We start from the raw sequence: 1,667 nt of genomic DNA, 5'->3' as shown, positions 1-1,667 counted from the left end.
ACTAAAGTTTCCCACCCCTTAAAACACTAACTTTTCTCATTTTCCTTTGTCTGTCTTCCCCCATATCCATTGACTGTTAACACATGCCTAACAGAAGTTATGCAGACTATCCACATACTTCGTCCCATTTTTCCAACGCTTCAGCCATTACAAGGATTTTGCTCATCTCTTTGTCGTTTCCGCTGATTGTAGCCATAAGGTATTGGGGCGTCATTCCAAGTATTTCTCCTAAAATGCGAAGAATGCGTTCGATGCAGGTAAGAACTCGCTTCCATAACGTGAGTGCCATGAGATCACCCTCCATATCCGAAAAGAGTTCGCCCATGGTTTGATATTCTGTGAATCTCTTTTCCAAAGCCATGACGGTATATGTAAGGTAACACAGCGTTGCGTCGGCTATCTGACCATTAAAGTCACAACCTTGATAACCTCCTAATCCGAGATATTGCTTAGTCTCCTTGTTCATCACCTCTATGTTCCATCTAATCTGATACACTTCAAAGGCTTTTACGAAAGACATCGTTGTATCCGTGGTGAGCAGAACGTTCCATGCGGAGTTTCTACCATACTTGATGAGGAAGATTCTGATAGGTATATCTCCTAAGTTGCCGTTGAGCTGAATATATCGACATTTGTATTTACGACAGTTCTTTCCTCGTTCACGTTCATAGGTGGCAATGAGTTCTGCAGCATTTTTCTTTTTGCCCGATATAGTGTATTTTGTCTTTCCCATTTTTGCAAGTCCAACAAAGTGCATTGCCCCTTTACCTATGCTTCTAACACATGTCATAAGTTGCTCGCAGGTGAACCAACTATCGGTAATCACATACTTCGCATGTAACCCCATCTTCCATCCACGGCGAAGCATATCCATGGCAACTTCCAGCTTAGACATCTTACACTCTTGAAAGCGCTTATAATCAGGATTGCCGGTGTTCCTCTTGGTGTGATATGCCTTTTTGAGTTGCTGTCTTGTCAGCCCGTAGTTGCCTTGCTTCCCCTTTTCTTGATGTAGTGAAAAATCAAAGGGTATAGTTGTCTTGCCGTCAAAGAAGGCACAAAGTAACAGCTTGTAGCCCAATACGCATCTGCCTTTCATATGGTCGAAAACACGACTGATACCCTCCATCCTCACACCACTCTTCTCAAGTACGGTGTCATCTATAATGAAACATGTAGTGGTATCTGATTGAGGAACTTCGCCATACTTACGCAATAGGCACATATAACGCAGTGCAAAGTGGTTCATCAATCGTCTCCAATCCATCTGTGGGCGAATCATCATGCGATAGAAACAGTTCTTACCATGATTTGAAAGCTCATATATCTTATGTTTGCATATACTATGGATGCTCTCGCCCACAATGCGGAAGAGGCAAAGAGAGAGGAGCAACTCCGAAGCCGAAACTCCGTCCTGTTTCTCCAATGAAAGGCGAGATAATAGGTGACCGATGCCAAACTTGCCAAAAAGATGAAATAAATCATCACTCATTCGGGTTTTAACACTCAAAAGTTTGGATAACTCACTTATTTTCTCTATTTTTGCTTCCATAACAGTTTTGTTGTCTTGTCTTTAAAATCAGTTCTTTAGCGATTACTAATTTACAAAGAAAATTCGACAAACTGTTATTTTTCTATCTATTTATTTGGGTGGGAAACTTTAGTAA

General features: G+C 41.3%; 1 protein-coding gene. It reads right to left on the bottom strand.

Going from position 1 to position 1,667, the window contains the following annotated elements; genetic code table 11:
* Positions 1-106: 106 nt before the first annotated feature.
* The gene (locus HMPREF2794_RS25650; RefSeq protein ID WP_005642186.1) at positions 107-1,552 is read right to left on the bottom strand and encodes an IS4-like element ISBf8 family transposase; all 1,446 of its coding nucleotides are present in this window, start codon (positions 1,550-1,552) and stop codon (positions 107-109) included.
* Positions 1,553-1,667: the final 115 nt, after the last annotated feature.

The organism is Bacteroides sp. HMSC067B03, assembly GCF_001811315.1.
In the GTDB taxonomy this organism is placed as follows: Bacteria; Bacteroidota; Bacteroidia; order Bacteroidales; family Bacteroidaceae; genus Bacteroides; species Bacteroides faecis.
Note: the sequence above shows the minus strand (reverse complement) of the source record. Positions and strands in the feature narration are given on the sequence as shown.

What these genes read in the sequence shown, in the direction of transcription:
- HMPREF2794_RS25650 (WP_005642186.1), bottom strand. Translation starts at nt 1,552, where the DNA reads ATGGAAGCAAAAATAGAGAAAATAAGTGAGTTATCCAAACTTTTGAGT.